Genomic DNA, 7,000 nt, shown 5'->3' with positions numbered 1-7,000 from the left:
GCTCCTGGGTCAACATATTGGCAGCTCAAAGCCGCCAGTTTTACCCAGGGGGGTCAATTCTAGGTTGGCGTTAGGGGGTCATTTTTACAGTGGCGGTGACAGCTGATGAGCTGGATCAAAAATTTGACCTGTTCAGCCTCCATCTCGGGCGTGATAGAAGCCGCGCGGTTAAGTACGCGATTCATTCGCTTGATCAGTCATGCTCAGCAATTACGGCGCTGGACTCTGTCTTCTCAAGCGCGTTGCCTCCCACTGAAGCGACTGATTGATAACCTGAAATTATTGATTGCAGGTACGAAATGTCGTTTGCGGGTAAAGCCGCAGGCCCGATAGGCTGTCATCCATGTAAAGAGAACATGCCTTTGTTGCACCCTATACGTTGTACACCAATGCCGAACTTTTAGAGCACTAAAAAAATCACCTTTAAAGTTGAGCGCCCACGTTATTTATCCTGGGAGGATAAGATGGATAATAAACAAACCGTATTTGACCTGATTGCCCAACGTAAGCCATGGCACTCACTCCCAGGAGCGCTTTATAGTAACGAAGGTGTATACCGGCAGGACATGGAGCAGATCTGGCATAAAGACTGGATCTTCGCCGGCCATACGTTTGAGCTGGAAAAACCTGGCCAATACTTCACCCTGCAGGTAGGCGAATATCCGGTGGTGGTGGTACGTGGTAAAGACGGCCAAGTGCGTGCTTTCCACAATGCCTGCCGTCACCGGGGCGCAAAAATTTGCGAAGCCGACCATGGCAAAGTCGCCAAGATGGTCTGCCCTTACCACAAGTGGACCTACGAACTGGACGGCAACCTGCTGTTCGCCGGAAACATGGGGCAAGACTTCGACACGTCAGAATACAACCTCAAAAGCGTCCATTGCGAAATCGTGAATACCTTTATCTATGTGTGTGTCGCGAGCAAAGCACCGGATTTCGACGCCTTCCGAAACGCCGTAACGCCCTTCATCGAACCGCACAATCTCGATGACTGCAAAGTGGCCTTCGAGTCCAATATCGTCGAAAAAGGCAACTGGAAACTGGTGTTCGAAAACAACCGCGAGTGCTACCACTGCGACGGCTCCCACCCTGAGCTGCTGCAATCGTTTGTGGACAACCTTTCCGTGGGCGGCACTAGCGGCGATGACGACCCGGAGCTTTCCGCCTACTGGAACAGATGCGAAAAAGCCGGCTTGCCGAGCCGCCTGGTGATGGATATCAAAGGCCAGTTCCGCATGACCCGTATTCCATTGTCCAAGGGCGCGGTGAGCTACACCATGGACGGTAAACCAGCGGTGACCAGTCGCCTGGATAACACCGGCGAAGCGGATATCGGTGCACTGCTGTACTTCAACTACCCGTCTACCTGGAACCACTTCCTGGGTGACCATGCCTTGAGCTTCCGAGTGCTGCCGATCAGCGCGACGGAAACCTTGGTTACCACCAAATGGCTGGTCCTCAAAACTGCCGTGGAGGGCGTGGACTACGACATTGATCGCCTGACCAAGGTATGGATCGCTACCAACGATCAGGACCGTACCCTGGTGGAAGGCACGCAGCGCGGTGTGACCTCGCCCTCCTATGAGCCAGGCCCGTATTCCGAAACCGCCGAGACCGGCGTCTGCCAATTCGATGATTGGTACTGCGCCACCATGATGGAAAGGATTAAAGGTCCGATTCCTTTGAAGTCTGTTGGCTAGGAGAGCAGATTGATAGGTGAGCCTTTGGCGCGTGTAGTGGAGTGGACAGCAGATACCTCTACCTGGTGAGTATTCTCGCCTTAAAGAAGTGTCGGGAATTATTAGTTCACTACACCCCACCTCGCCTATTACGCTGAATGCTAAGAACCATGAGACCAGGACGCTTTGAAAGCCTTCAGGTCCATCTTGGCTTTAGCCATGAGGTCTGGAGTCATAGGCCTACCCTGGTTATCTAAAAGCACTGGGGTGCATGCACAGCGACAGCGCACACGGTTATCCCCCTCTGCCCACCAATCAAGCATCTCCTGCCCGGTGAAGAGCTCACCATGCCTTTCAACATGATGTTCTCTGCTGGTGGGTGTCAGAGCCGACAGGTGCATGAATTTCACGGGTATGCCGAGACGCGCTGAATCAGAGATGTCGTTCTGGAGCTTGCGAATCCGCATTTCATGAAGTTCTGAATCAGAAATTCTACCGACCAAGGCTGCGCTCCTCGTTAAGACCCTCATCAAGTTAATAGACCACTTAATCAACTCACGCCACCCTTCGGAATTCGATATGAGTCAGCGCCACCAGATATTGGTAGGCGACTGCATCGATATAATGCGTACGCTGCCAGATGAAAGCGTGCATGCACCGGATGAACGACTTTGCTTGGAAAAAGGCAACGGTGCGCGCGGCGAAACTTTGGCCGGAGGAAAACTTTCGCCACGCTCTCCCAGGCTATCTGTCCATCAGGATTCACGACTTGGGGCACCTTCGGTCGTCGCGGGCGTCACGCAGGAAGATCGAAAGGCACTGCTTGGGCAAAAGAACGGCAGCATCACCAGCCCTTAATCGGGCGCTGAACCAGGGCATCTGATTGAAGCCGCGAACATGGTGTCAGCCACCGATTCACGCGGACCGGTTCTGACGATTTTGAAGAGGAGGCAGGCATGAAAAAAAGAGTCACGCAAAAGTCACGCGCATGAAAAAGGCCAATGCTGCGAACATTGGCCTAAGTCATTGAAAAATATGGTCGGGACGGAGTGATTCGAACACTCGACCCCTAGCACCCCATGCTAGTGCGCTACCGGACTGCGCTACGCCCCGACTAGGCGTGTATCTGTTTTGCAACCTGCGAAAACGTTGAGAAATATACCCTAAGCATTTGAATTTTGGAAGTATCCTGGTTGCTCAATTACGCTTTGAGCATAACCAGTACGTCTTCCAGCTCGGCAATCATCTGCCGGATCATCTGCTTGTACTGCTGGGTATCGTCCTTCGGTTCCCCGGTGGTAAGACGAAGTCGGGCACCACCAATGGTGAAGCCCTGATCGTAGAGCAAGCCACGGATCTGACGGATCATCAGCACGTCCTGGCGCTGATAATACCGTCGGTTTCCGCGTCGCTTGACGGGGTTGAGTTGAGGAAACTCCTGCTCCCAATAACGCAAAACGTGCGGTTTTACCGCGCAGAGCTCGCTGACCTCACCGATGGTGAAGTAGCGTTTGCCGGGGATCGGCGGTAGCTCATCGTTATGACTTGGTTCCAGCATATGCCTCAACTCGGGCCTTCAGCTTCTGCCCTGGACGAAAGGTGACCACACGGCGCGCCGTAATCGGAATTTCTTCACCGGTCTTGGGATTTCTCCCAGGCCGTTGGCGCTTGTCTCGAAGGTCGAAGTTGCCAAAACCTGACAACTTCACCTGCTCGTTATCTTCCAGAGCGTGCCTGATTTCTTCAAAAAACAGTTCGACCAGTTCCTTGGCTTCCCGTTTATTCAGGCCCAGCTCTTCGTACAGACGTTCGGCCATCTCAGCTTTCGTCAGAGCCCCCATACGCTACTTCCTTAACGTGGCGTTTAACCTCTCCTCAAGCGAGGTGAGGATAGCAAGTGTCGTTGCGTTTACCTCATCGTCATTAAGAGTGCGCGATGGATGCTGCCAGGTCAAGCCGACTGCAAGGCTTTTTCTATGTGGATCAATGCCTTTACCCTGGTAAACATCAAATAACCTGAGGTCTGTGAGCCACTCGCCTGCATTTTCACGAATAACGTCCAGAACCGCACTGGCCGAAACGTCGCGATCAGCCAGCAAGGCCAGGTCGCGACGCACTTCCGGGAAGCGCGAAAGCTCGTGGAATTTCGGCAGACGGCCTGTCGATACTTCAGCCAGAACCAGCTCGAAAACAAAGACCGGACGATCCAGGCCCAGGGTTTTCGACAGTTCCGGGTGAATGGCACCCAGGAAGCCGACTTCGCGACCATCACGCTCGATGCGAGCTGTCTGGCCTGGCTGCAAGGCGGGATGCTGGCCCGGTTTGAAGGTGAACTCACCCAGCGCACCGGCAAACCCCAGAACCGCTTCGACGTCAGCCTTGACGTCGAAGAAGTCGACCGCATCACGGCCTTGCGCCCAACCTTCCGGCAGACGGCTGCCGCATACCACACCCGCCAGCATCGGCTCTTGCTTCAAGCCGTCAAGCTGACCGACGAAGCGCAGGCCGCTTTCGAACATGCGTACGCGGTCCTGCTGGCGGTTGAGGTTGTGCTGCAGCGCTTTGACCAGACCCGGCCATAGCGAGGCGCGCATGGCGGCCATGTCATTGGAAATCGGGTTGGCCAGCAACAGTGGCTTGGCGCCCGGCGAGAACAGTTCGAACCATTTCGGGTCAATGAAGCTGTAAGTAATAGCTTCCTGATAACCGCGGGCAACCAGCAGGCGGCGCAGCTCGGGCAGATCGCCCTTGGCTTCGGCCTTGGCCTGAGGAGCAAGACGGGCTTGCGGGTAGCGGACCGGCAGACGGTTGTAACCGTACAGACGTGCCAGCTCTTCGATCAGATCTACCTCAAGGCTAATGTCGAAGCGATGACTTGGCACTTCTACACGCCACTGGCCGTCGGCTTCGGCAGCCACAGCAAGGCCCAGACCTGTCAGCAGACGCTCGATTTCGGCGTTTTCAATGACCAGACCGAGCATCTGCTCGACGCGACTGGCGCGCAACGTAACCGGAGCAATCGATGGCAAATGCTGTTCGCTGACCACTTCTGTTATCGGACCAGCCTCACCACCGGTGATTTCCAGCAGCAGGCCAGTCGCACGCTCCATGGCTTCACGGGCCAGTTGCCAGTCAACACCACGCTCGTAACGGTGCGAGGCATCGGTGTGCAGACCGTAGGAACGCGCCTTGCCAGCCACCGAGATGGTGTCGAAGAAAGCACTTTCCAGGAAGATGTCACGAGTACCGGCAGTTACGCCGCTGTGCTCGCCACCCATGACACCGGCAATTGCCAGAGCACGCTGGTGGTCGGCAATGACCAGGGTGTCGGCACGCAGGCTGACTTCCTGACCGTCGAGCAGAACGAGCTTCTCGCCCTCCTCCGCCATGCGCACACGAATGCCACCGTTGATTTCGGCCAGATCGAAAGCATGCAGAGGCTGACCCAGCTCGAGCATCACGTAGTTGGTGATGTCGACAGCGGCATCGATGCTGCGCACGTCGGAACGACGCAGGCGCTCGACCATCCACAACGGAGTCGGACGCGACAGATCAACGTTGCGGATGACGCGGCCCAGGTAACGCGGGCATGCAGCCGGAGCCAATACTTCGACCGGGCGCACTTCATCGTGCACAGCGCTGACAGCAGCGATCTGCGGACGGGTGACGTCAGTGGCAGTGGCGTACAGCGCACCGACTTCACGCGCCAGACCGGCCACCGACAGGCAGTCGCCACGGTTCGGGGTCAGGTCGACCTCGATGCTGGCGTCGTCCAGGTTCAGGTAGACGCGAATGTCCTCACCGACCGGCGCATCGGCGGCCAGCTCCATCAGGCCATCATTGCCCTCGCCAGCCTGTAACTCGGCAGCCGAACACAGCATGCCGTTGGACTCGACGCCACGCAGCTTGGCTTTCTTGATCTTGAAATCGCCCGGCAGCTCGGCACCGATCATGGCGAACGGAATTTTCAAACCGGGGCGCACGTTTGGCGCGCCACACACAACCTGAAAGGTTTCGCTGCCATTGCTGACCTGGCACACGCGCAGCTTGTCGGCATCGGGGTGCTGTTCGGTGCTCAGCACCTCGCCCACGACCACTCCACTGAAAACACCGGCGGCCAGCGTGACGCTGTCAACCTCAAGACCGGCCATCGACAGACGAGCAACCAGCTCGTCGCGGGAAACCTGCGGGCTTACCCAGCCACGCAGCCATTGTTCACTGAATTTCATCCTGCTCTCCTGAAAGGTTCGTTACGACTTAGCGAAATTGCGCGAGGAACCGCAAATCGTTGTCGAAGAACAGGCGCAAATCATTGACGCCGTAACGCAGCATGGCCAGACGCTCTACGCCCATGCCGAACGCGAAGCCCTGAAACTCTTCAGGGTCGATGCCCGACATGCGCAGCACGTTCGGGTGGACCATGCCGCAGCCCATGACTTCAAGCCAGCCAGTCTGCTTGCAGACACGGCAGCCCTTGCCGCTGCACATCACGCATTCCATATCCACTTCTGCCGACGGCTCGGTGAACGGGAAATACGAAGGACGGAAGCGCACGGCCAGCTCTTTCTCGAAGAACACCCGCAGAAATTCTTCGATGGTGCCTTTCAGGTCGGCAAAGTTGATGTCGCGATCAACCAGCAGACCTTCGATCTGGTGGAACATCGGCGAGTGGGTGATATCGGAGTCGCTACGGTACACACGGCCTGGGCAGACAATGCGGATCGGCGGCTGTTGCGATTCCATGGTGCGGACCTGTACCGGTGAGGTATGGGTGCGCAGCAGCATGTTCGCATTGAAATAGAAGGTGTCATGCATCGACCGGGCCGGGTGATGGCCTGGGATGTTGAGCGCCTCGAAGTTGTGGTAATCGTCTTCGACTTCAGGGCCTTCGGCGATGCCGTAGCCAATGTGCGTGAAGAATTGTTCGATACGTTCCAGAGTACGGGTAATCGGGTGCAGACCACCGGAGGTCTGGCCGCGGCCCGGCAGGGTCACGTCGATGCATTCGGCGGCGAGTTTGGCAGTCAGTTCTGCCTGCTCGAACGATGCCTTGCGTGCATTGAGAACCTCTGTGACACGCTCCTTGGCAACGTTGATCAGCGCACCGACTTGCGGACGCTCTTCAGCTGGCAGGTTCCCCAGGGTCTTCATTACCTGAGTCAACTCGCCTTTCTTGCCGAGGTAGTGAACCCGGATTTGCTCCAGGGCATTGATATCTTCGGCGCTTTGCACAGCCTCAAGAGCTTGAGAGACCAGCGCGTCCAGGTTTTCCATGTACAGACTCCAGATACAAAATAGGGGAAGAGCTGAAGGCTCTTCCC

6 protein-coding genes, 1 tRNA gene and 1 pseudogene are annotated in these 7,000 nt (G+C 56.4%); 2 read left to right on the top strand and 6 right to left on the bottom strand.

Annotated elements, in window-relative coordinates:
• Window positions 1-464: 464 nt before the first annotated feature.
• Entirely contained in the window at window positions 465-1,700 is a 1,236-nt protein-coding gene (locus AO277_RS23220) for an aromatic ring-hydroxylating oxygenase subunit alpha (RefSeq protein ID WP_044318891.1), read from the top strand.
• 140 nt (window positions 1,701-1,840) lie between these two features.
• On the opposite strand, the gene AO277_RS29310 is transcribed toward AO277_RS23220, so the two are convergent.
• Entirely contained in the window at window positions 1,841-2,146 is a 306-nt protein-coding gene (locus tag AO277_RS29310; protein WP_044318890.1) for a hypothetical protein, read from the bottom strand.
• A gap of 185 nt (window positions 2,147-2,331) precedes the next feature.
• Between AO277_RS29310 and AO277_RS23210 the strand changes: the two are divergent.
• Window positions 2,332-2,639 (top strand): annotated as a pseudogene (locus AO277_RS23210) (tyrosine-type recombinase/integrase); the annotation flags it as partial.
• A 76-nt stretch (window positions 2,640-2,715) separates the two neighbouring features.
• On the opposite strand, the gene AO277_RS23205 reads toward AO277_RS23210, so the two are convergent.
• The 5 genes from AO277_RS23205 to pheS form a co-directional block, all read right to left on the bottom strand.
• Window positions 2,716-2,792: transfer RNA gene (locus AO277_RS23205), tRNA-Pro, on the bottom strand.
• Between the two features lie 88 nt (window positions 2,793-2,880).
• Window positions 2,881-3,237 carry a MerR family transcriptional regulator gene (locus AO277_RS23200; RefSeq protein ID WP_002553165.1) on the bottom strand — a complete coding sequence of 119 codons (357 nt, stop codon included), beginning with the start codon at window positions 3,235-3,237 and terminating at the stop codon, window positions 2,881-2,883.
• Window positions 3,218-3,520 (bottom strand): integration host factor subunit alpha, encoded by a 303-nt coding sequence (gene ihfA, locus AO277_RS23195; RefSeq protein ID WP_002553164.1) that lies wholly within the window; start codon window positions 3,518-3,520, stop codon window positions 3,218-3,220. Before ihfA ends, AO277_RS23200 begins: the two co-directional genes overlap by 20 nt.
• A gap of 3 nt (window positions 3,521-3,523) precedes the next feature.
• Window positions 3,524-5,908 carry a phenylalanine--tRNA ligase subunit beta gene (gene pheT, locus AO277_RS23190; protein WP_044318888.1) on the bottom strand — a complete coding sequence of 795 codons (2,385 nt, stop codon included), beginning with the start codon at window positions 5,906-5,908 and terminating at the stop codon, window positions 3,524-3,526.
• Between the two features lie 28 nt (window positions 5,909-5,936).
• On the bottom strand, window positions 5,937-6,953 hold the full coding sequence (pheS, locus tag AO277_RS23185) for a phenylalanine--tRNA ligase subunit alpha (RefSeq protein ID WP_002553162.1): 1,017 nt from the start codon (window positions 6,951-6,953) through the stop codon (window positions 5,937-5,939).
• Between the last annotated feature and the right edge of the window lie 47 nt (window positions 6,954-7,000).

Origin of the sequence: Pseudomonas amygdali (genome assembly GCF_002699855.1) — a bacterium.
GTDB classification, from domain to species: Bacteria; Pseudomonadota; Gammaproteobacteria; order Pseudomonadales; family Pseudomonadaceae; genus Aquipseudomonas; species Aquipseudomonas amygdali.
The sequence above is the reverse complement of the archived record's forward strand: the minus strand, read 5'-3'. Positions and strand labels throughout refer to the sequence as shown.